Annotated in this window: 17 protein-coding genes; 14 read left to right on the plus strand and 3 right to left on the minus strand. The window is 67.0% G+C overall.

Annotated features, from left to right (window positions below):
• The first annotated feature begins 128 nt into the window (after nt 1-128).
• Together QX039_RS06615 and QX039_RS06620 are read left to right on the plus strand one after the other, a co-directional pair.
• Nucleotides 129-1,100, plus strand: a complete 972-nt coding sequence (locus QX039_RS06615) for an NAD(P)-dependent oxidoreductase (RefSeq protein ID WP_315772057.1) — start codon at nt 129-131, stop codon at nt 1,098-1,100.
• 1 nt (nt 1,101) lies between these two features.
• A complete protein-coding gene (locus tag QX039_RS06620; protein ID WP_315738488.1) occupies nt 1,102-1,863 on the plus strand; it encodes an SDR family oxidoreductase in 762 nt (253 codons plus the stop codon).
• 1 nt (nt 1,864) lies between these two features.
• Here the strand turns inward: QX039_RS06620 and QX039_RS06625 are convergent, their stop codons facing one another.
• On the minus strand, nt 1,865-2,761 hold the full coding sequence (locus QX039_RS06625; protein ID WP_315772059.1) for a LysR substrate-binding domain-containing protein: 897 nt from the start codon (nt 2,759-2,761) through the stop codon (nt 1,865-1,867).
• A gap of 210 nt (nt 2,762-2,971) precedes the next feature.
• Here QX039_RS06625 and QX039_RS06630 point away from each other — a divergent pair, with 210 nt between their 5' ends.
• The 6 genes from QX039_RS06630 (at nt 2,972) to QX039_RS06655 (ending at nt 11,277) form a co-directional block, all read left to right on the plus strand.
• Entirely contained in the window at nt 2,972-4,387 is a 1,416-nt protein-coding gene (locus tag QX039_RS06630; RefSeq protein WP_315772062.1) for an NAD(P)/FAD-dependent oxidoreductase, read from the plus strand.
• Nucleotides 4,388-4,500: 113 nt separating this feature from the next.
• The gene (locus QX039_RS06635) at nt 4,501-6,120 is read left to right on the plus strand and encodes an ABC transporter substrate-binding protein (protein ID WP_315772063.1); all 1,620 of its coding nucleotides are present in this window, start codon (nt 4,501-4,503) and stop codon (nt 6,118-6,120) included.
• A gap of 18 nt (nt 6,121-6,138) precedes the next feature.
• Nucleotides 6,139-7,170 carry an ABC transporter permease gene (locus QX039_RS06640; RefSeq protein WP_315772065.1) on the plus strand — a complete coding sequence of 344 codons (1,032 nt, stop codon included), beginning with the start codon at nt 6,139-6,141 and terminating at the stop codon, nt 7,168-7,170.
• A gap of 2 nt (nt 7,171-7,172) precedes the next feature.
• Nucleotides 7,173-8,033 (plus strand): ABC transporter permease, encoded by an 861-nt coding sequence (locus tag QX039_RS06645; protein WP_315738483.1) that lies wholly within the window; start codon nt 7,173-7,175, stop codon nt 8,031-8,033.
• 47 nt (nt 8,034-8,080) lie between these two features.
• The gene (gene nikE, locus QX039_RS06650) at nt 8,081-9,742 is read left to right on the plus strand and encodes an ABC transporter ATP-binding protein (protein WP_315738482.1); all 1,662 of its coding nucleotides are present in this window, start codon (nt 8,081-8,083) and stop codon (nt 9,740-9,742) included.
• A gap of 119 nt (nt 9,743-9,861) precedes the next feature.
• Nucleotides 9,862-11,277, plus strand: a complete 1,416-nt coding sequence (locus QX039_RS06655) for an FAD-binding oxidoreductase (protein WP_315738481.1) — start codon at nt 9,862-9,864, stop codon at nt 11,275-11,277.
• 46 nt (nt 11,278-11,323) lie between these two features.
• Here the strand turns inward: QX039_RS06655 and QX039_RS06660 are convergent, their stop codons facing one another.
• A complete protein-coding gene (locus tag QX039_RS06660; protein ID WP_315738480.1) occupies nt 11,324-12,805 on the minus strand; it encodes a mannitol dehydrogenase family protein in 1,482 nt (493 codons plus the stop codon).
• Between the two features lie 22 nt (nt 12,806-12,827).
• On the minus strand, nt 12,828-13,838 hold the full coding sequence (locus QX039_RS06665; RefSeq protein ID WP_315738479.1) for a Zn-dependent oxidoreductase: 1,011 nt from the start codon (nt 13,836-13,838) through the stop codon (nt 12,828-12,830).
• Between the two features lie 173 nt (nt 13,839-14,011).
• Between QX039_RS06665 and QX039_RS06670 the strand changes: the two genes are divergently transcribed.
• The 6 genes from QX039_RS06670 (at nt 14,012) to QX039_RS06695 (ending at nt 20,823) form a co-directional block, all read left to right on the plus strand.
• Nucleotides 14,012-15,028: a TRAP transporter substrate-binding protein gene (locus QX039_RS06670; RefSeq protein WP_315738478.1), complete on the plus strand. Its 1,017-nt coding sequence runs from the start codon at nt 14,012-14,014 to the stop codon at nt 15,026-15,028.
• A 47-nt stretch (nt 15,029-15,075) separates the two neighbouring features.
• Nucleotides 15,076-16,938: a TRAP transporter large permease subunit gene (locus tag QX039_RS06675; RefSeq protein WP_315738477.1), complete on the plus strand. Its 1,863-nt coding sequence runs from the start codon at nt 15,076-15,078 to the stop codon at nt 16,936-16,938.
• 18 nt (nt 16,939-16,956) lie between these two features.
• Nucleotides 16,957-17,682 carry a GntR family transcriptional regulator gene (locus tag QX039_RS06680; protein ID WP_315738476.1) on the plus strand — a complete coding sequence of 242 codons (726 nt, stop codon included), beginning with the start codon at nt 16,957-16,959 and terminating at the stop codon, nt 17,680-17,682.
• A gap of 27 nt (nt 17,683-17,709) precedes the next feature.
• A complete protein-coding gene (uxuA, locus tag QX039_RS06685; RefSeq protein WP_315738475.1) occupies nt 17,710-18,906 on the plus strand; it encodes a mannonate dehydratase in 1,197 nt (398 codons plus the stop codon).
• An 82-nt stretch (nt 18,907-18,988) separates the two neighbouring features.
• The gene (locus QX039_RS06690) at nt 18,989-19,756 is read left to right on the plus strand and encodes an SDR family oxidoreductase (protein ID WP_315738474.1); all 768 of its coding nucleotides are present in this window, start codon (nt 18,989-18,991) and stop codon (nt 19,754-19,756) included.
• 35 nt (nt 19,757-19,791) lie between these two features.
• Nucleotides 19,792-20,823 (plus strand): L-idonate 5-dehydrogenase, encoded by a 1,032-nt coding sequence (locus QX039_RS06695; RefSeq protein ID WP_315738473.1) that lies wholly within the window; start codon nt 19,792-19,794, stop codon nt 20,821-20,823.
• Nucleotides 20,824-20,837: the final 14 nt, after the last annotated feature.

A 20,837-nucleotide genomic window follows, 5' to 3' on the forward strand; every position in this document is an offset into this window, starting at 1 on the left:
TCGACCCGGGCATCCACGTGCTTCCCAGGATGCTGCCGGACGTGGATGGCCGGGACGGCGCTCGGCCATGACGTGGGGAGAGAGCTGAATGCCCTTCGTCGATCGCTGTCCACGCGAGGAACTCTTTGATGCATGTCCTGATCTTCGGCGGCGCCGGCTTCGTCGGGCTCAACATTGCGCAAGGCCTGCTGGAGCGCGGCCATGCCGCGACGATCTTTGACGCAGCAGGTTTGCCGGCGGCAGCGCAGCGCGCCCTCGCGCCGTATCGCGAGCGTCTGCACCTGGTGCAGGGCGACGTCACCGATGCGAGCGCCGTCGCGGCCGCGATCGCCAGCGGCTGCGATGCCGTCGTGCTCGGCGCCGCGATCACTGCCGGGCCCGAGCGCGATGCGGCTGACCCGGAGCGCATCCTCGCGGTCAATCTGCTTGCGCAGGTGCCGATCCTGCAGGCGGCGCGCGGCAGCGGCATCCGCCGCGTCATCAACCTGTCCTCGGCGGCCTCCTATGGCGCCAGCGGTCGGCGCTTTGCCGTCCTGGAGGAGACCATGCCGTGCGAGCCGGTGTCGCTCTATGCGATCACCAAGTTCGCCTCCGAGCGCGTCGCCGCGCGGCTGTCGGATCTGTGGCAAACCGACGTGATCAGCGTGCGCCTGTCGGCGGTCTTCGGCCCTTTCGAGCGCGCCGGCGGCGTGCGCGACACGCCATCGCCGCAGGCGCTGATCGCGGCCTGTTGCGCGCGCAATGCGCCGGCGCTGCTGAACGAGCCGGGCGACAAGGACTGGGTCTATGCGGTCGACGTCGCCGACGCCGTCTGCCGGTTGCTGGAAGCCGAGAGGCCGCAGCACAGGCTCTACAACATCTCCAGCACAGCCATGTTTACCGCCGAGGCCTGGGGCCGCGCCTTCGCGCAAGGCCGCTCCGGTTTCGTCTGCCGGCTCGCGGAGCAGGGCGAGGCGCCGACGGTGCCGGTGTTTGCTCCGAACCGCGGCCGGCTGTCGACGACGCGACTGGCCGAGGAGTTCGGCTGGCGCGCGCGCTTCGACTGCGCGGCATCGGCGGAGCATTTCGGCCGCTGGTTCGATCAGCACGGGAGAGATTGAGATGAGGCTCAAGGCGAAGGTCGCGGTCATCACCGGCGGCGGCTCCGGCATCGGCCGCGCCAGCGCCGTCATGTTCGCGCGCGAGGGCGCTTATGTTGCGCTGGTCGACCGCGACGCGGCAGGCGCGGAGGAAACCCTGTTGCTCCTGGCCAAGGCCGGAGGCCAGGGCCGCGTGTATGTCGGCGATGTCGGCGAAGCGGATTTTGCAAAGGCGACGGTCGAGAGCGTGGCAGCCGCGCGCGGCCGGCTGGATGTGCTGATGACCGCGGCCGGCTTCTCCTGCGGCGGCACCGTGGTCACGACCGATCCTATGGATTGGGACGCGGTGTTCCGCGCCAATGTCGGCGGCACCTGGCTGTGGGCCAAGGTCGCGGTGCCGATCATGCAGAAGCAGAAGGCCGGATCGATCATCACCGTGGCGTCGCAGCTTGCGGTCGCCGGCGGCAAAGGCAACAGCGCCTATATCGCCGCCAAGGGCGCGATCATCAGCCTGACCCGCACCATGGCGGTCGACTTCGCCGCCGATGGCATCCGCGTCAATGCGCTGGCGCCGGGCGCGATCGACACGCCGCTGCTGCGCCGGAGCTTTGCGCGCCACGCCGATCCCGAGCCGGTGCGCGAGGCCTCACGCCAGCGCCACGCCATGAAGCGCTTTGGCGCGGCAGACGAGGTCGCGGCCGCCGCGCTGTTCCTCGCCAGCGACGAGGCGTCGTTCACGACCGGCATCGTGCTGCCGGTCGATGGCGGCTGGCTGGCGGCGTAGCTCAACGCCTCGCAGTGCCGGATTTCCGATCGCGCCCGCGCAAAATGTCCGCAAGCGCGGCCGCGTTGCGTGATAGCGGCTCGAAGCGTGGCGTCAGCAGATGCGCGCGCATCGGAATTTTCGGTGCGAGTGGCCGTGCCGCGAGGTCGGGCCAGGCGCGGCCGCGCAGCACGAATTCGTCGACCACGGCAAGGCCCGCGCCGGCGCGGGCCATGGCGCAGGCGTCGGGCGTGTAGCGCACGATGGTGGTCGGCTCCGGGCCGCCGGCGAGGGCCGATGTGACGATGTGGCCATAAGGCGTCTGCCGGCCGAAGCCGACCAGCGGATAGGGCAGCATGTCCTTCGGCCTGATGCTGCGCAGCTTCGCCAGGGCATGATCGGCCGGCATGATCACGTGCAGCGCGCCCTCCGCGATCGTCTCGACCGCGACTGTCGGCTCGTCGACCGGCAGCACGGTGATGCCGAGATCGGCGCGGGCTGTGCCGACGCGGCTGACGATCTCCAGCAGGGTCAGCGACTCGAACTCGACACGCAGGTCGGGAAAGCGGCCGCGCAGCCGCGCCAGCGCCTCCGGCACCATGCTGTGTCCCGCGCTCGGGCTCGCCACCACGCGGATCGTCCCGGTGCCGCCCGCGCGCAACTCGTCGGCGAGATCGTTGATGCGCGCGACGCCGCGATGGACGTGCTCGACCTCGGCGAACAGCCGCCTGGCCTCCGGCGTCGGCTGCACCCGGCCGCTGATGCGCTCGAACAGCTTGAGCTTGAGGCCATCCTCGGTATAGGCCAGCAGCCGGCTGATCGCGGGCTGCGACACGGACAGCAGCCGCGCAGCGCCGCTGATCGAGCCTGTCATCATGATGGCGCGGAACACCTCGATCTGGCGCAGATTGAGCGGCATGCGACCTCTTGTCTCGCTGCGGATGGCTGTCGATTCTAGCTGCCGCTGCCGTCCCATAACAAGCTGTTATGGGCGGCGGACAAATCGGTATGGTCGGCTCCAGGCTCGCTTTGCTAAGCTTCGCTCGCCGGGTGACATGACTGATGGAGAGAGCGTGAGCGACAGCGAGCGTGTCGATCGCGATTGCGCGTGTTTCATCCGGTGGCCGGCATGAGCGCCGGTCTCGCCGCGCTGACGGCCCAGGTCCGCAGCGATCTTGCCAGGATCGCGCATCCCAGCATGCCATGGCTGACGCCTATCATCGGTCCCGATGGCCGACCTGCGCGCGATGTGTTGATCGTCGGCGGCGGCCAATCGGGTCTTGCCACCGCCTTCGCCCTGCTGCGCTCACGCGTCAGCAATATTCTCGTGCTCGACAAGGCCGAAGCTGGCCGCGAAGGACCGTGGCTCAGCTATGCGCGCATGCCGACCCTGCGCAGCCCGAAAGATTTCACCGGACCGGATCTCGACATACCCTGTCTGACCTATCAGGCGTGGCACGAGGCGAAGTTCGGCGGCGAGAGCTGGCGCAATCTTGACCTGATTCCGCGCGAATATTGGGCAGACTATCTCGCCTGGTATCGCGAGGAGCTCGACCTTCCCGTGCGCAACGGCTGCGAGGTCGTCGATATCGCGCCGGCCGCTGATGGACTGCTGCAGGCGACCGTGCGCAGCAAGGATGGTGAGGCGACGATCTACGCCCGCAAGATCGTGCTGGCGACCGGGCAGGAGGGGATGGGCGACTGGAGCATTCCGGAGCCGCTGCGCCATTTGCCCGCAACGCGCGGCGCCCATTCCGGCGCCGAGATCGATTTCGACAGCTTGCGCGGCCGCCGCGTCGCCGTGATCGGCGCCGGTGCCTCGGCGTTCGACAATGCGGCGGCTGCGCTCGAAGCCGGTGCGGCGCGCGTCGATCTGCTATGCCGCCGAGCGGAAATCCAGCTGATCCAGCCCTATCGCTGGCTGACGTTCCGCGGTTTCCTGCGGCATTTCTCCGAGCTCGACGACGTCTGGCGCTGGCGTTTCATGCGCGCGGTCCTCGAGTTGCGCGAGGGCTTTCCGCAGCACACCTATGATCGCTGCGCCCGTCATGCCGCGTTCCATCTACACGAGGGCGCGCCGATCGTGGCCGCGTGCGAAACGTCCGACGGAGTCGTGCTGCGGACACCGCAAGACGAAGTCACAGTCGATTTCGTAGTCAGCGCGACGGGCATCTCGATGGACTTCGCAAAGCGTCCGGAGCTGCAGAGCTTTGCCGCCAACATCGCACGCTGGTGCGATCGCTACACGCCCGACGCCAGCGAGCGCAACGACCGGCTCGGCGCCTTTCCCTATCTCGCCGACGACTATGCGCTGTGCGAGCGTGTGGCTGGCGCAACGCCGTGGATCCGCGACGTCCATGTGTTTGCCATTGCCTCGACGATGAGCTTCGGCGCGTCGGGTTCTTCCATCAATGCAATGACCACAGCGGTGCCGAAGCTCGTGCATGGGCTGACGCGCGGGTTGTTCAAGGCCGACATCGACAAGCATTGGGCCAGCTTCCAGGCCTACGATGTGAAGCAGGCCGAGGTGCGCCGTGGCACGTGAATTGCTGCTGCGATCTCATCTGATGCGCTCCCATCTGATGCGCTTGCGCCGCCGGTGACCGCTGGCAGGGTATTTCAGTCCCGGATTTTGAGACCAATGAGGGAACAAGGGCGATGAGTTTCGAGATGTCCAAACGTTCGTTGTTCGCTGCGACCGCCTTGCTCGCGGTGATGCTGGTTGCGCCATCGGCGCATGCGCAGAGCCGCGCCGAGACTCTGCGCTATGTCACCGGTGCCACCGTCAACACGCTCGATCCGAACATTCCGGGCTCGACGCGCGAGGCCTTCGCGCTGTCGATGTCGAGCTACGACCGGCTGGTGTCGTTCGGTCGCAAGCAGCTCAATGGTAAGTGGGTGTTCGATCTCGACACGATCACCGGCGAGCTCGCTGAATCCTATCAGGTCAGCGCTGACGGTTTGAAGATCACCTTCAAGCTGCGCCCCGACGCCAAGTTCCAGGACGGCTCGCCGGTGACGGCCGAGGACGTCAAATGGTCGCTCGACCGCTGCGTCAGCGCGCCGATCCTCGGCAAGGCGCAACTGCTGACGGGCTCGCTGACGTCGGCCGATCAGTTCAAGGTCATTGATCCCCTGACGTTCGAAGTGACCTTGCCGAAGCCGGACAAGCTGGCGCTGCCGAATCTCGCGACCGTCTATCCGATCATCATCAACTCCAAGCTGGCCAAGGCGCATGCGACGGCTGAAGATCCCTGGGCGCTGAACTGGACCAAGGAGAACGCGGCCGGCAGCGGCGCCTACATCGTCGAGACCTTCAAGCCCGGCGAGCAAGTGATCGCCAAGCGCAACGAGGCCTGGAACCGCGGCACGCCGGACAAGCCGGCGGCGTTCAAGCGCCTGATCATCCAGTCGGTGCCGGAGCCGGCGACGCGCGCCAACCTCGTCGAGCGCGGTGATGCCGATCTGGTCATCGATCTGCAGGCGAGCGACGTGCAGTCGCTCGAAGGCAAGGGCAAGCTGAAGGTGATCTCGACGCCGCAATACAATGCGGTGACCTTCATCTCGATGAACAACACCATTCCGCCGTTCGACAACGTCAATGTGCGTCGCGCCATCGCCTCTGCGCTGCCCTATGACGACATGTTCAAGGCGGCCTTGTTCGGCCGCGGCGCGGCGCTCTACGGCGCGACGTGGGCTGACGGCAAGCCGCCGAGCGGCGGCTATCCGATCCCGCAGCCGATCAAGCTCGATCTGGAGAAGGCCAAGGCCTATCTGAAGGACGCCGGCATGGCGGACGGCTTCTCCACCACCTTCAGCTTCAATGTCGGCCAGGCGGCGACCGCCGAGCCGATGGCCGCATTGGTCAAGGAATCGCTCGCCAAGATCGGCATCAAGGTGGACATCCAGAAGCTGCCGGATGCGCAGATGTCGACCGCGATCAACGAGAAGAAGCTGCCGTTCTTCACCGAGGGCATCGTCGCCTGGCTGCCCTCGACCGACTACTTCTATCGCAACTTCTACACCGGCAAGCAGCGCTGGAACTACTCCTCGACCGACAATGCCGAGCTGGAGAAGATCGCGCAGGAGGCGCGCTTCGAGGCCGACAAGGCGAAATATGAGGAGCAGGGGAAGGCGCTCAACGCCGTCCATTTCGACCAGATGTTCCAGATCCCGATCTGGCAGGCGGCGCAGGACGCGGTGATGCAGCCGACGGTGGATGGCTATGTCTACCAGTTCACGCGGCAGGTCGATTATCGTAACCTGAGCCGCAAGTAACGGGGACGGCTGATAACCATGGGCACGATCGGCGCAACCTTGGCTCGGGCGGGACGGCGCTTCGTCTCGTCGCTGCCGGCGCTGTTCGGCGTCCTGGTGTTCACCTTTCTCTTGATGCGCGTGCTGCCGGGGGACCCGGCCGTGTTCTTTGCCTCCGGTCCCAATGCCGGCCAGGAGGAGATCGAGGTGATCCGCCGGCAGCTCGGGCTCGACAAGCCGCTGCCGAACCAGCTCGCGATCTATCTGTACGACGTCGGCCGCGGCAATCTCGGCCGTTCGATGATGACCGGGCAGGCCGTTGCCAAGGACCTCAAGGAGCGGCTGCCGGCCTCGCTGGAGCTGACGTTGACCGCGCTGCTGATCGCGCTGGTCTCGGCGGTGCCGCTCGGCGTCGTCGCGGCGCTCAGGCCCGGCTCGCTGGTCGATCATGGCGTGCGGCTGTTCTGCTCGCTCGGCGTCTGCGTGCCGACCTTCGTCTCCGGTCTGCTGCTGATCTACGTGTTCTATTATCTGCTCGGCTTCGCGCCGGACCCCACGGGCCGCATCGACATCTTCGCCACGCTGCCGCCGCAGTGCACCGGTTTCCTGATCATCGATTTCCTGCTCGCCGGCGATCTCGAGGGCTGGTGGGCGGCGGCGCGGCAATTGATGCTGCCGGCGCTGACCATGGCGCTGTTCGTGATCGCGCCGCTGGCGCGGATCACCCGCGCCTCGATGCTGGTGTCGCTCGGCAGCGACTTCGTGCGCACCGCGCGCTCGGTCGGGCTGTCGTGGTGGCGCATCGTCGTCACCTATGCGCTGCGCAACGCGATCCTTCCGGTGATCACCATCGCAGGCATCGTATTCTCGACCATGCTCGGCGCCAACGTGCTGGTGGAGAAGGTGTTCTCCTGGCCGGGCGTCGCCTCCTACGCGCTCGATGCGCTGCTGGTGTCGGACTACGCGCCGGTGCAGGGCTTCGTGCTGCTGATGGCGACGATCTTCGTGATCGTCAATCTCCTGGTCGATCTGCTCTATGGCATCGCCGATCCCAGGGCGACGGTGGCGTGAGCATGAGCACGATCGAGACCGCGTCGACCCTGCGCCATACCGCGTTCGTGCTACGCGGCAATCCGGTCACCGCCGTCGCAGCCGGCGGCGCGCTGCTGCTGGCACTGATCGCGATCTTTGCGCCGTGGCTCGCGCCTTACGATCCGGTCGCGTCCGAGGTCTCCGCCGCGCTGCAGCCGCCGAGCGCCGCGCACTGGTTCGGCACCGACCAGCTCGGCCGCGACGTGCTAAGCCGCCTGATCGTCGCAAGCCGGCTCGATCTCACCATCGCGGTGACGGCGGTCGCCGTGTCCTTCGCGCTCGGGTCGGTCGTCGGTGCGCTGTGCGGCTATGCCGGCGGCCGGCTCGACAAGGCGGTCGGCCGTTTCGTCGACGTGCTGATGGCGTTCCCGCTGTTCGTGCTGGCGATGGCGATGGTGGCCGCGCTCGGCAACCGCGTCGAGAACATCGTGATCGCGACCGCGATCATCAATCTGCCGTTCTACATCCGCTTCGCCCGCGCCGAAGTGAACATCCGCCGTAATCTCGGCTGGGTCGAGGCCGCGCGGGCCTGCGGCGAGAGCCACATCGCCGTGGTGCTGCGCTTCCTGCTGCCGAACGTGCTGCCGGCGATGGCGGTGCAGATATCGCTCAATCTCGGCTGGGCCATTCTCAATGCCGCGGGCCTCTCCTTCATCGGCCTCGGCGTCAAGCCGCCGACGCCGGAATGGGGCATCATGGTCGCCGAGGGCGCACGCTTCATCTCCACGGGGCGCTGGTGGCTGGTGGCGTTTCCCGGACTTGCGCTGATGAGCGCGGTGCTGTGCTTCAATCTGCTCGGCGACGGCCTGCGCGACATCCTGGATCCCCGGATGCGCACGTGATGTCTCGTCAGAACCAAGCAGAGCCGGGCGCATCCGAGGATGCGCACGTGACGGCGCCGCTGCTCGAGGTCGAGAACCTCAAGGTGACCTTCTCGACTCGTCGCGGCCTCGTCGAGGCGGTGCGCGGCGTGTCGCTGTCGCTGCAGCCCGGCGAGATGCTGGGCCTTGTCGGCGAGAGCGGCTCCGGCAAATCGGTGACCGGCTTTGCCATCACCCATCTGCTCGACAAGGCCGGCCGCATCACCGACGGCTGCATCCGCTTCAAGGGCCAGGACATCACCCGCGCCGGCGGCGCCGATCTGCGCAGCCTGCATGGCGCAGCCATGGCGATGATCTTCCAGAACCCGCGCGCCGCGCTCAACCCGATCCGCACCGTCGGCCAGCAGATTGCGGATGCGATCCTCGCCCATCGCCGTCTGTCGCGGCAGGAGGCGCAGGCCGAGGCTCTGAGCTTGCTCAAGGCTGTGCAGATCCGCGATCCCGAGCGGCGCATGGGCGCCTATCCGCATGAGCTGTCCGGCGGCATGTGCCAGCGCGTGATGATCGCGATCGCGATCTCCTGCAGTCCGCAGCTCCTGATCGCCGACGAGCCGACCACCGGCCTCGACGTCACCACACAGAAGGTGGTGATGGATCTGCTCGCTCATATCGCCGCCGACCGCGGCATGGCGACGATCCTGATCACGCATGATCTCGGGCTGGCCGCGCGCTACTGCGCGCGCGTCGTGGTGATGGAGCAGGGCAGGCTGGTCGAGCAGGCCGAGCCGCTGACGCTGTTCTATCGCCCGCAGCACCCCTACACCAAGCGTCTGGTCGCGGCATCGCCGACGGCGACCTCGCGCGTCGAGGATCTGGTGCCCGATGGCGAGAGGATTCCGTTGGTCGAGATAAGCGAGCTGCCGCCTCCGCCGCACGGCACGCCGCTGCTGCTCGACGTCAAGAACATCGTCAAGCGCTTCGACGACGGCACCGTTGGGGTGGCCGACTTCTCGATGACGATGCGCGGCGGCGAGAGCGTCGGCCTGGTCGGCGAGAGCGGCTCGGGCAAGAGCACGACCTCGCGCATGATCTGCCGCCTGATCGATCCCAGCGAGGGCGAGATCCTGTTCGACGGGCGGCCGATCGGCCAGATCCCGGCACGCGACTTCCACGCGAGCGAGCTGCGCAAGGACATTCAGATCGTCTTCCAGGATCCGAACGACAGCCTCAATCCGCGCTATACCGCGTTCGACTGCGTCGCTCATCCGTTGTTTCGGCTGATGAACATGCGCAACGGCGACAAGCTGCGCCAGCGCGTGGAGGAATGCGCAGACCGCGTCGGGCTGCCGCGCGAGCTGTTGTCGCGCTTTCCGCACCAGCTTTCCGGCGGCCAGAAGGCGCGCGTCGGCATCGCGCGGGCCATTGCCTGCCGGCCGCGGCTCCTGGTGCTGGACGAGCCGACCGCGGCGCTCGACGTCTCCGTGCAGGCCGTGGTGCTGCAGCTCCTGAACCGTCTTCGGCGCGAGGACAATCTCGCCTTCCTGTTCGTCAGCCACGATCTCAACGTCGTGCGCATGATGTGCGACCGCACCATCGTGCTGCGCACCGGCCTGATCGTCGAGCAGGGCGAGAGCCGGGCGCTGTTCGCCAACCCGCAGACCGACTACACCCGCGAGCTGGTCGAAGCCGTGCCGCACATCGCGCCGCCAGTGGCGCTGGCGCCGGCCTGAACGCACCCATAACAATCGATTATGGACGCCGGACAACTTGGTATTGGGATCGCGATCGGCTGGCCTGTTAGTTTGCGGGCATCGGCCTCTCAAGCCATCAAAGGGTCAAAGCGCTGATCATGACGGAGCTGATCGAAAGGCTGCGGAGCGCCGTTGGCGACGCCCATGTTCTCGTCGCAGCCGACGATCAGGCGCCTTATCTGCGTGACTGGCTCGGCAAGTATCACGGCGCGGCGATTGCGGTGGTGCGCCCCGGCTCGACCGCGGAGGTTGCGGCCGTCATGGTGGCCTGCGCCGAGGCGCGCTCCGCCGTGGTGCCGCAGGGCGGCCACACCAGCCTGTCCGGCGGTGCGACGCCGGATGCGGGCGGAAGGGCGGTCGTGCTGTCGCTGGCGCGGATGAACCGTATCCGCGCGGTCGATGCCATCGGCCAGACCATCGTGGTCGATGCCGGCGTCGTACTGGCCAAGGTGCAGGACGCCGCGCGCGCGGCCGGCTTGCTGTTTCCGCTCAGCCTGGGCTCCGAGGGCAGTTGCACCGTCGGCGGCAATCTCGCGGCCAATGCCGGCGGCGTCGCCGTGCTGCGTTATGGCGTGATGCGCGAGCTGACGCTCGGCCTCGAGGTGGTGCTCCCGGACGGCCGGATCTGGGACGGCCTGCGCTCCTTGCGCAAGGACAACACCGGCTACGCGCTGCGCGATTTGTTCATCGGTTCGGAAGGAACGCTCGGTATCATCACCGGCGCCGTGCTCAAGCTGTTTCCGCAGCCGACCGCGCGTGCGACCGCCTTCGTCGCCGTGGCCGATGCAGCCGCCGCACTCGCGCTGCTGCGGCTGTCGCGTGCGCATTGCGGCGACCGGCTCACCGCGTTCGAGTTCCTGACCGCGGCGACGCTGGAGATGATCCTGCGCCAGATGCCGGACACGCGGCTGCCATTCGCGGCGCTTCCCGGCGCGGCAGTGCTGATCGAACTGAGCGACATTGGTGACGAGAGCGCGCTGACCGTGCGGCTCGAAACTGCGCTGGCCGAGGCGATGGCGAACGGGATCGCCTCAGATGCCGTGGTTGCTCAGGACGGCACGCAGGCGAAGGCTTTCTGGCGCGTGCGCGAAAGCGTGTCGGAGGCGCTGGTGCGCGAGGGCAAGGCGGTCAAGCACGACATCGCCGTCCCCGTCGCCGAGATCGCCGATTTCGTTGATGTGATGGATGCAGCAGTCCGTGCGGCGCTGCCGGGCGTCCGGCCCATGGTGTTCGGCCATCTCGGCGACGGCAACCTGCACTACAACCTGATGCGTCCGCTCGATATGAGCGAGGCGCAGTTCTACGAGCACGGTGCGTGGATCACCCGTATCGTCCACGACGAGATCACCCGCCGCAGGGGCTCGATCAGCGCCGAGCACGGCATCGGCCAGCTCCGTATCGCCGAGATGCCGCTGTGCAAGCCGCCGCTCGAGCTGGAACTGATGCGACAGCTCAAGGCTACGCTCGATCCGCACGGGCTGATGAATCCGGGCAAGCTGTTGCCGAACGTTTAGTTCGATGCTGATGTCGCCCGTTCGTCCGGCCAGAGCCGACGTGACGTCAGCCTACGTCTTGCCGGATCCGCGCGACAGTCGCACGGGTTCCATTCAGGAAGAGGCTACCGAGTGCCGTCTCAACCGCACGCGCGAAACGAGGATCGTTCGGCAACCCGTGGCCGAAGACTGACGTAACCGACAACAACGCCGGCGCGAGCCGGCTCGCGACCGGGCCGGCGTCATCCGCCAGCGCACGCAGCCGTATCGCAAGCGGGTCGCGCAGCGCGATCGGCTGGCCGTGCTCGTCAGTGCCGCTGACGTAGCGCATCCATCCCGCAACGGCGAGCGCGAGCCGGGTGATCGGCACGCCGCGCGCCAGCCGGTCACGGATCGTGCCGAGCAGGCGCTGCGGCAGCTTCTGCGAGCCGTCCATCGCGATCTGCGCCGTGCGATGCTTGAGCGCCGGATTGCGGAAGCGGTTGAGCAGCGCGGCGCGATAGGCCGCCACGTCGAAGCCACCGAGCGCGGGCAGGGTCGGCGTGACCTCGTCGCGCATCATGTCCTCGACGAGACCGGCAAGATCAGGCTCGGCCATCGCCGCGGCGACTGTCTCGCATCCCATGAGATAGCCGAGATAGGCGATCGTGGAGTGTGCGCCGTTGAGCAGCCGGAGCTTCATCAGCTCGAACGGGGCGACGTCGTGGACGAACTGCGCGCCGCTGACGTCCCATGCCGGACGGCCACCGCCGAAATCATCCTCGATGACCCATTGGCTGAACGGCTCGGTGACGACAGGCCAAGCGTCGTCGAGGCCGAGCGCGGCGCTGACATCACTGCGGTCGGCGTCGGTGGTGGCCGGCACGATGCGGTCGACCATGGTCGAGGGAAAGCGGACATTGTCCGCGATCCACCGGGCGAGATCACGGTCGACGAGCTCGGCAAAGGCGATCGCGAGGCCGCGCAAGGTGTGGCCATTGGCGGGAAGGTTGTCGCAGGCGAGCACGGTGTAGGGCGGCAGGCCCCGCTGCCGCCGCAGCCGCAGGCCGCCGACGATGAAGCCGAGCGTGCTTCGCGGATGCGTGAGATTGAGAGCGTCATGACGGATGTCGGGGTCATCGGCGCGCAGCGCGCCGGTGGCCGGATCGTGGCTGTAGCCCTTCTCGGTCACCGTCGTCGAGACGATACGCACCGCGGGATCGGCCAGCCGTGCGATCAGGCCCGCAGGATCTTCCGGCGCGACCGCAACGCCGGTGAGCGCGCCGATGACGCGCCGCGCATGGCCGGCGCCATCGCTGGCCGTCACGCTGTAGAGGCCGCCTTGCGGTTCGAGCGCATCGCGGGTGTCGGGTGAGCGTAAGGAGACGCCGAGGATGCCCCAGCGCGGATCGTCCTTGAGCAGCGCGTCGGTGTAGACGGCCTGGTGGCCGCGATGGAACGCGCCCAGTCCGAGATGGACGATCCCGGTCGCGACCGTCGTACGGTCGTAGTCCGGCCTGACGATGCCGGCGGGCAGGCGGTGGAGCGTGGCGGTGCCGAGGCGGTCCATGTTTTGGATCAGATGGTTTGCATCAGAAGATCAGCTGCACTTTGCAGCATTCAGTCTGGTTGTGCTCGAACGTCTCGAACGCGGTGGCGTAGGCGTCGAGCCTGAAGCGGTGGGTGATGAGGCGCTCCGGCTGCAAGGTGCCGCTGGCGAACCAGTCGATCACCTTGGCGAACTTGCCGCTGTTCAGCCGCGAGGCGTGGATCGAAAGCTCCTTCGCCGTGACCTTCTGCTGCACGATCGTGGACGGCTCGGCCGAGAAGCCGAGCAGGCCGATCCGCGCGGCGGGCGAGGCGATCTCGATCGCGTCAGCGAGAATGGCGGGATGGCAGGCGGCATCGATGATCAGCGTCGGCTTCAGGCCGGCGTCCGCGAGCGCTGCGGGCAGGGCGGTCTGCGCGGTGTTGATGACGCGATCGGCGCCATTGTGCCGCGCCGCGTCGAGGCGTTGGTCGATGCGGTCGGTGACGATCAGTTCCTTGACGCCATAGACGCGCTTGAGCACCTGGATCACGGTCAGCCCAATCGGCCCGGCGCCATAGACCAGCGCGACATCGGAGGCAAACACGCTTGTGTGGTCGGTGATGTTGGCGGCGATCGAGAACGGCTCGACCAGCGGCGCCTTGTCGTCGTCGACGCTGTCCGGCAGCAGATGCGCGTTCGCAGCCGGCACGCAGGCATATTCGGAAAAGCCGCCGTCGCGGTGGACGCCGAGCACGGCGAGTTCAGCGCAGACATTGGGACGGCCGACCGAGCAGGGATAGCAGTGGCCGCAGGCGACGACCGGATCGACCACGACGCGAGCGCCGAGCCGTGCGTCGACACCGTCGCCGAGCTTGTCGATGCGGCCGAAGAATTCATGGCCGATGACGCGCGGATAGCGCGCAAACGGGTTGCTGCCGTGAAGGATGTGGATGTCGGAGCCGCAGATGCCGGCGCGCTCGACCTTGATTCGGATCTCGCCGGCGGCGGGCTCGGGGATGGCGCGGGTTTCAATCGACAGGCGGCCGGGCCGCTCCACCACGAGGCTCTTCACGCGTTCCTCCATCCCCTCAGTGCTCATCTCGAAAGTGAGCCGCCGTCATATACCAACCTCGATACTTGGATACAAGTTATCTATTGAAAGCAGATTTGGTATCCATTATAGGCTGACGTTATAGGAATGACATACACAAGGCCCCCAAGCGGGCCGGCAGGGGAGGTTTGCCAATGTCTTTGCCCACATCCATGTCCCGTCGCTGCTTCGTCGGCACCGCACTCGCGGGGGCGTCTGCCCTGGCGTTCGGGCCAGCCCAGGCACAATCGGCCAAGTATCGCCTGCGTTACGGCACGGCGTTTCCCGCCACCCATCCCGGCGTCATCAGAATCATCGAGGCGTCGGAGGTCATCAAGAAGCAGACCAGTGGTCTGGTCGACCTGCAGGTCTATCCGAACAGCCAGCTCGGCAGCGAGCCCGACATGTTCTCGCAGGTGCGCAGCGGCGCGCTCGACTTCATGTCGACGTCCGGCGTGAACCAGACCGTGGTGCCGATCGGCGGCATCAATGCCATAGCCTTCGCGTTCGAGAGCTACGACCAGGTGTGGTCGGCGATGGATGGCGATCTCGGCAATCATGTGCGCGGCGAGTTCGCCAAGGTCGGCCTGCACGTGCTCCCGAAATGCCTCGACAATGGCTATCGCAACATCACCTCCGGCGCCAAGCCGATCGCCTCGCCCGACGATCTCAAGGGCTTCAAGATCCGCGTGCCCGGCAATCCGCTGTGGGTGACGCTGTTCAAGACGCTCGGTGCTGCGCCGACGCCGATCAATTTCGGCGAGCTTTATGCGGCGCTGCAGACGCACATCGTCGACGGCCAGGAGAATCCGCTGGCGCTGATCCAGAGCGCCAAGCTCTACGAGGTGCAGAAATACATCGCGCTGTCCGGCCATATCTGGGACGGTCACCACATCTTCGCCAATGCGACGCGCTGGAACGGTCTGCCCGCCGACGTGCGCGACGCCATCACCGCGGCGCTGTCGGAGGCCGCCGTGAAGGAGCGGCAGGACATCCAGAGCTTCAACGAAAAGGCGCAAGCCGAAATGCAGGCGGGAGGCGTCGCGTTCAACAAGGTCGACACCAAGCCGTTCCGTGACGCGTTGCGCACCGCCGGCTTCTACACCGAGTGGAAGACCAAGTTCGGCGCCGAGGCCTGGGGCCTGCTCGAGAAGTCGGTCGGCCAGCTCTGAGGCTGGCATCGCGCGCGGACGCGCAAGCAATCTGCGGGGAGGATGCAATGGCCGTTGACATGACAGCGACGACTCCTGTGCCGTCGCATGGCGCGTTCGCGCGTTTCGATCAGCTGCTCGGCCGCACGGTCGAGGCGCTGGCCGCTGCTCTCGTCGTTGCCGAGCTGGTACTGCTCGGTGCTGCGACGGCCGCGCGCTACGTCTTCAATGCGCCCTTGATCTGGTCCGACGAACTCGCGACCGTGCTGTTCGTGTGGCTGGCGATGCTCGGTGCCGTCGTCGCGCTGCGCCGCGCCGAGCACATGCGGCTCACCGCCTTTGTGCGCAACCTCTCGCCGGCATGGCGGGCACGCACCGATGCGCTTGGGCTGATGCTGGTCTGCACCGTGCTGGTCGCGCTGGTGATGCCGTCCTGGCATCATCTCGAAAGCCATATGATCAGCCGGATGCCGGTGCTCGAGATCAGCGAAGGTTTTCGCGAGGCCGCGATGCTGGTCGGTGTGCTGCTGATGCTGCTGACCGCCGTCGACCGGCTGATCGAGCAGGCGAGCTTGCCTCAGATCGTCGGCGCATTGGCGCTGGTGCTGGCGGGGGCAGGCGTGCTCTATGCCGCCGCGCCCGTGCTGGAGGATCTCGGCAACTACAATCTCGTGATCTTCTTCTTCGTCCTCGTCGCGGCTGCGATGGTGATCGGCGCGCCGATCGCTTTCGCCTTCCTGCTCGCGACCGTCGCCTACTTGCATTTCAGCACCACGGTGCCCGTCTCGATCGTACCCGGCCGGGTCAGCGAGGGCATGTCGCACATGGTGCTGTTGGCGGTGCCGATGTTCGTGCTGCTGGGAGCGCTGATCGAGATCGCCGGGCTGGCGCGGGCGATGATCCTGTTTCTCGTGTCGCTGATCGGCCATCTCCGCGGTGGCCTGCAATATGTGCTGCTCGGCGCGATGTACCTGGTCTCGGGCATCTCCGGCGCCAAGGCGGCCGACATGGCGGCGGTCGCGCCGGCGCTGTTTCCGGAGATGAAGCAGCGCGGCAGCCGGGAGGGCGATCTGGTGTCGCTGCTGTCGGCCTCGGCCGTGATGTCGGAGACCATTCCGCCCTCGATCGTGCTGATCACGGTAGGATCCGTCACGGGCGTATCGATCGCCGCGCTGTTCACCGGCGGGCTGCTGCCGGCGGTGGTCGGCCTGATCGCGCTCTCCGTCGTGGTCTTCATGCAGACCCGCAAGGAGGACATGAGCGGCGCGCAGCGCTTCGATGCCAAGACGCGGCTGAAGCTGTTCGCGATCTCGATCCCCGGCCTCGGCCTGCCGATCGTGATCCGCTCGGCGGTGGTCGAGGGCGTCGCCACCGCGACGGAGGTCGCTGCCATCGGCGTCATCTACACGGTGCTGGTCGGCATCTTCATCTATCGCCAGTTCGACTGGAAGCGGGTCTATCCGATCCTGGTCGATAGCGCCTCGCTGTCCGGCGCGATCCTGCTGGTGGTGGGTGCGGCCACCGGCATGGCCTGGGCGCTGACCCAGTCCGGCTTCTCGCAACAGCTCGTCGATCTCATGGTCGCCGTACCCGGCGGCCGCTGGGGCTTCCTCTTGATCTCGGCCCTCGCCTTCGTCGTGCTCGGCAGCGTGCTGGAAGGCGTGCCGGCCGTGGTGCTGTTCGGGCCGCTGCTGTTCCCGATCGCGCGGATGATGGGCGTGCACGAGGTGCACTACGCCATCATCGCGGTGTTCGCGATGGGGCTCGGCCTGTTCACGCCGCCGTTCGGCGTCGGCTTCTATCTCGCCTGCGCCATCGGCCGCGCCTCGCCCGACGAGGTCATCCGCCATGTCTGGCCGCATCTCGCCGCGCTCGTGGTTGCGCTGCTGCTGATCGTGTTCCTGCCATGGATCTCGATCGGCTTCCTGTGAATCGGATAGACTGCCGTTATGGATGACGATCTGACACCGCTGACGCGAATGGACGGCAAGGCCGGGCGGCGGCTCGCCGACCAGGTTTATGAGCGGCTGCTCGAGGACATCGTCTCCGGCGCGCTGCCGCCGGGGACGCCGATGGCCGAGCTCGATCTGTGCGAGCGGCTCGGCGTCAGCCGCACGCCGGTGCGCGAGGCGCTGATCAAGCTCGCCGATGTCGATCTGGTTCGAATCTATCCGCAGAGCGGCAGCGTCGTCGCGCCGGTGTCGCGCGAGGCGTTCGGAGAAGCCCAGTTCATCCGCGAGCATCTCGAATGCGCGCTGGTCGCCGAGGCCGTGCGCTACATCGATGCGACGTCGCTGCGTGAATTGAACGAACTGATCGACAAGCAGAAGGCGGCCGCGACTCCCGCGGAGTTCTACGCCCATGACGAGGCGTTCCACCAGACCATCGCCCGCACCAGCCGGCATCCGCATGTCTGGCAGGTGATCCGCCAGACCAAGATCCATTTCGACCGCGTCCGGCATCTGACCTTGATCGAGGATGCCGGCCACATTCCGCTCCTGATCGCGCAGCATCAGGAGATCCTGGACGGGCTCGCGGCCTGCAACGAGGCCCAGGCGGTGGCAGCGATGCGCCGTCATTTGCGCGAGGTGTTCCGCCGCGCTGACGGCATTTTCGCACGGCAGGAAGAGTTGGCGCAGGCCGAGCCGCGCACAAGGACGCGGCGGCGGCGCTGACCGCGCGCGTTTTGGAAGGTGGACGACATGGAACAGACGTGGCGCTGGTTCGGACCGGATGATCCCATCACTTTGCCGCAGGTCCGCCAGACCGGCGCGACCGGCATCGTGACCGCGCTGCACCACATTCCCTATGGCGTGGCGTGGAGCACGGATGAGATCGTCAAGCGCATCGGCATGATCGAGGGTGATTCATCGCTGCGGCTGCGCTGGAGCGTGGTCGAGAGCCTACCCGTGTCGGAGGCGATCAAGCTCGGCGAGGACGACCTCACTGACCTGTTCGACAATTACCGGCAGTCGCTGCGCAACCTCGCGGCCTGCGGCGTCACCACCGTCTGCTACAATTTCATGGCCGTGCTGGACTGGACCCGCACCGAGCTCGCCTTCCGCCTGCCGGGCGGCGCCACCGCGCTGCGCTTCGATCAGGATCGCCTGGCGGCGTTCGACTGCTATATCCTGCAGCGGCCGGACGCTGAGGCCGAGTTCTCCTCCGACGTGCTCGACCGTGCCCGCGCGTGGGTGGCGCAGGCATCGGAATCCGACAAGGACCGTCTGCTCGCGACCATCATGGCCGGGTTGCCCGGAGCCTATGATCGCTATGACGTGCCCGGCCTGCGCCGCATGCTGGAGAAATATCGCGGCATTGGCCATGCCGAGCTGCGCGCCAACTACGCGCGCTTCCTGCGCGAGGTGGTACCCACGGCGGAGGAGTGCGGCGTCAGCCTGTGCGTCCATCCGGACGATCCGCCGCGGGACCTGTTCGGCCTGCCGCGCGTGGTGTCGTCAGCCGATGATCTGCAGTTCATCGTCGACGCCGCCCCGTCCAAGGCCAATGGCATCACGTTCTGCACCGGCGCGCTCGGCGCCGGCGGACAGAACAACGTGCCGGCGCTCGCCGAGCGCTTCGCTCCGCACATCCGCTTCGTGCATCTGCGCAACGTCACCAAAATGCTCGACGGCTCGTTCATGGAGGCGGAGCATCTGCGCGGCGACGTGGACATGGTTGCGGTCGTGACGACCTTGCTGAAGGAGCAGGCTCGCCGCAAGGCCGAGGGTGAGCCGGACTGGCGGATTCCGTTCCGGCCCGACCACGGCCACGAACTGGCGGACGACATCGGTCGTGGCACCCATCCAGGCTATCCGCTGGTCGGCCGGCTCAAAGGTCTTGCCGAGATCCGCGGCGTCATGACCGCGGTAGCGGCCATTAACCGTCTCCCGGTTTGATCGGCAGGGCAGGATAACGCGCTTGTCAGGGCGCGTCGCGTGACCGAGGATGCCGGCCCGAAGCCTTCCACGAGTTGAACCGATGTCGACCTCGCTCTTCGATCTCTCCGGCAAGACCGCGCTGGTGACCGGGTCCTCGCGTGGCCTCGGCCGCGCCATCGCCGAAGGCTTCGCCAAGGCTGGCGCGCGGCTCGTCATCAACGGCACCGACCCGGCGCGCACGCTGGCAGCCGTGGAGGAATTCCGCGACGTGGGCCATCAGGCCGAGGCCTGTCCGTTCGACGTGACCGACGAAGAGGCCGTCGTCCGCGCCTTCGCGCGCTTCGATGACGAGGGGATTGCGATCGACATCCTCGTCAACAATGCCGGCATCCAGCACCGCAAGCCGCTGGTCGAGTTCACGACCGACGAGTGGCGTCGGATCATCGAGACCAATCTCACCAGCGCCTTCGTGATCGGGCGCGAGGCCGCCAAGCGGATGATCCCGCGCAAGAGCGGCAAGATCATCAACATCGGCTCGCTCGGTAGCGAGCTGGCGCGGCCGACGATCGGACCCTACACCACGGCCAAGGGCGGCATCCGCAACCTGACCCGTGCGATGGCGGTCGAATGGGCCGCGCATGGCATCCAGGCCAACGCCATCGGCCCCGGCTACATGCTGACCGACATGAACCAGGCGTTGATGAGCAATCCCGACTTCAACAATTGGCTGATGTCGCGCGTCCCGGCGAAGCGCTGGGGCCGTCCGGATGAGCTGGTCGGCACCGCAATCTTCCTGGCCTCCGAGGCCTCCACCTACGTCAACGGCCAGACCATCTATGTCGATGGCGGCATGCTGGCGTCGATGTAGGATCGGCCGGGACAACGAGCCAGGGAGAACAGCCGATGCGAGCCGTCGTGATTCATGCGCCCAAGGATCTGCGCATCGACAGCTATCCCGATCCGGCGCCCGGAGCAGGTGAGGTCCGGGTCAAGATCGAAGCCGGCGGCATCTGCGGCTCGGACCTGCACTACTATCATCATGGCGGCTTCGGCACCGTCAGGATCAAGCAGCCGATGGCCCTGGGCCATGAGATCGCCGGCATCGTTGCCGCGGTGGGCAGCGGCGTCAGCGGCCTTGCCGAAGGCGCGCGCGTCGCGGTCAATCCGAGCCTGCCGTGCGGCAGATGTGTCTATTGCCGCGAGGGGCTGCGCAACCAGTGCCTGGACATGCGCTTCATGGGCAGCGCGATGCGCGATCCCCACGTGCAGGGCGGCTTCCGCGAGTTCGTCACCGTCGATGCCGCGCAGGCTGTTCCGATCGCGCCGTCGCTGTCGCTCGGTGAAGCGGCGATGGCCGAGCCGCTGTCGGTGTGTCTGCATGCGGCGCATCAGGCTGGCTCGCTGCTCGGCAAGCGGGTGCTGGTGACCGGCTGCGGCCCGATCGGTGCACTGTCGATCCTGGTTGCGCGTTACGGCGGCGCCGCCGAGATCGTGGCCACTGACGTCGCCGATGCGCCGCTGGTGGTCGCGCGCGCCCTCGGGGCCAGCCACGCCTTCAATGTCGGCGCGGGGCCGTCCGCGCTCGATCCGTGGCGCGCCGGCAAGGGCACGTTCGACGTGCTGTTCGAGGCGTCCGGCAACCAGGCCGCGCTGCGGGCCGCACTGGATGTGATCAGGCCCGGCGGCATCATCGTCCAGCTCGGGCTCGGCGGCGAGATGACCCTGCCGGTCAACACGCTGGTCACGAAGGAGCTGCAATTGCGCGGCACGTTCCGGTTCGACCGCGAATTCGAGCTGGCGGTGCGGCTGATGGGCGAGGGGCTGCTCGACGTCAAGCCATTGATCTCGGCCGCGCTGCCATTCGAGCAGGCGGTTGCCGCCTTCGAGCTCGCCAGCGATCGAAGCCGGTCGATGAAGGTTCATTTGACGTTTTGATGGATGGATCGACG

The sequence above is a fragment of the Bradyrhizobium sp. SZCCHNR1043 genome (genome assembly GCF_032489675.1).
Lineage (GTDB): Bacteria > Pseudomonadota > Alphaproteobacteria > Rhizobiales > Xanthobacteraceae > Bradyrhizobium.

Coding starts and splice junctions, on each gene's coding strand:
- QX039_RS06690 (WP_315738474.1), top strand. CDS start 18,989: ATGTCGACCTCGCTCTTCGATCTCTCCGGCAAGACCGCGCTGGTGACC.
- QX039_RS06630 (WP_315772062.1), top strand. CDS start 2,972: ATGAGCGCCGGTCTCGCCGCGCTGACGGCCCAGGTCCGCAGCGATCTT.
- QX039_RS06675 (WP_315738477.1), top strand. CDS start 15,076: ATGGCCGTTGACATGACAGCGACGACTCCTGTGCCGTCGCATGGCGCG.
- QX039_RS06670 (WP_315738478.1), top strand. CDS start 14,012: ATGTCTTTGCCCACATCCATGTCCCGTCGCTGCTTCGTCGGCACCGCA.
- QX039_RS06640 (WP_315772065.1), top strand. CDS start 6,139: ATGGGCACGATCGGCGCAACCTTGGCTCGGGCGGGACGGCGCTTCGTC.
- QX039_RS06695 (WP_315738473.1), top strand. CDS start 19,792: ATGCGAGCCGTCGTGATTCATGCGCCCAAGGATCTGCGCATCGACAGC.
- QX039_RS06645 (WP_315738483.1), top strand. CDS start 7,173: ATGAGCACGATCGAGACCGCGTCGACCCTGCGCCATACCGCGTTCGTG.
- QX039_RS06655 (WP_315738481.1), top strand. CDS start 9,862: ATGACGGAGCTGATCGAAAGGCTGCGGAGCGCCGTTGGCGACGCCCAT.
- QX039_RS06615 (WP_315772057.1), top strand. CDS start 129: ATGCATGTCCTGATCTTCGGCGGCGCCGGCTTCGTCGGGCTCAACATT.
- QX039_RS06625 (WP_315772059.1), bottom strand. CDS start 2,761: ATGCCGCTCAATCTGCGCCAGATCGAGGTGTTCCGCGCCATCATGATG.
- QX039_RS06620 (WP_315738488.1), top strand. CDS start 1,102: ATGAGGCTCAAGGCGAAGGTCGCGGTCATCACCGGCGGCGGCTCCGGC.
- QX039_RS06635 (WP_315772063.1), top strand. CDS start 4,501: ATGAGTTTCGAGATGTCCAAACGTTCGTTGTTCGCTGCGACCGCCTTG.
- QX039_RS06680 (WP_315738476.1), top strand. CDS start 16,957: ATGGATGACGATCTGACACCGCTGACGCGAATGGACGGCAAGGCCGGG.
- uxuA (WP_315738475.1), top strand. CDS start 17,710: ATGGAACAGACGTGGCGCTGGTTCGGACCGGATGATCCCATCACTTTG.
- QX039_RS06660 (WP_315738480.1), bottom strand. CDS start 12,805: ATGGACCGCCTCGGCACCGCCACGCTCCACCGCCTGCCCGCCGGCATC.